Origin of the sequence: Morganella morganii H1r (assembly GCF_000633515.1) — a bacterium.
In the GTDB taxonomy this organism is placed as follows: domain Bacteria; phylum Pseudomonadota; class Gammaproteobacteria; order Enterobacterales; family Enterobacteriaceae; genus Morganella; species Morganella morganii_B.
This window is the reverse complement of sequence record NZ_AYMP01000096.1, coordinates 1-935: the sequence shown is the minus strand read 5'-3', so window position 1 is coordinate 935 and position 935 is coordinate 1. Positions and strand designations below refer to the sequence as shown.

At 41.8% G+C, this 935-nt stretch carries 1 protein-coding gene; it reads left to right on the top strand.

Annotated features, from left to right (window positions below; genetic code table 11):
* The first annotated feature begins 252 nt into the window (after positions 1-252).
* Entirely contained in the window at positions 253-771 is a 519-nt protein-coding gene (locus U868_RS0123050) for a hypothetical protein (RefSeq protein ID WP_025155339.1), read from the top strand.
* Positions 772-935: the final 164 nt, after the last annotated feature.

Below are 935 nucleotides of genomic sequence, written 5' to 3'. Positions count from 1 at the left end.
TGATCGGGGAAGACCCATATCTATACATTGAACTTGCTTTTTGCATAAAATTGCCTTATCATCTCTAAATAGTGGGCATCTTACGGTTAGCGCACTACAAAAATTCTAAACCTCGCAATCGCGGGGTTTTTTATTGTCTGAAATTAAAAGGTGAGATTTCTCACCATTAATGCCAAATAATGGAATCGTATAGCGATAGACTTTATCTGGTGCCGACTGACATCTCAGTTCTTATCTTTCATAGGTGATAACATGCAGGTTTTAACAGGTCATAGCGAGATTAAATCAATGATCACCTATACTGATATACAAAAAGCAGCCTCCGAAAAAGAAGCAAAATGTGATGATTTCCTGGAAAAATACAGAGTAATGATTGCCGACTTTTTAAAAGCGTATGAAGAATCTCTGCAATTACCAAATAACGGGAAATATCGACATGACGGTATTGAAAAAAATATCGTTACGCTCGGGTTGAAAGAAAATGATGAATTTAAATTTAGACCCGCATACGCAATGGACTTTGATCGAGATTACACTATCCCCTTCTACATAAAAACAGTGGTTGATGTGTCCGATCCGGTGCCACCTTGGGTAGCACTGAAATGCGTTATTTCTCGTCGTGACGATCGGGACTGGATAGAGATTGGTAGCGGGAGCGATAAGAAATTATGTCGCATTATGCTTGGTGATACTCCAGATAAATACACTGAGGCAACGGAAGCTCTGAAATCAGCACTTATGCATGCAATTGTCTCAGAAAACCCATTCTGACAGATGACTAAGTGAGCATAGCCTCGCTTCGGTGGGGCTTTTCATATCCGCAATGATAACTCCATTTGCCAGCCCCTCCCTGCACGCGGCGGCATTAAAGCGAGTAGGGTTCTCATTGTGGAGAATGCCGAGGCTGATCGGCTAACTCGCATGGGCTACTGTAC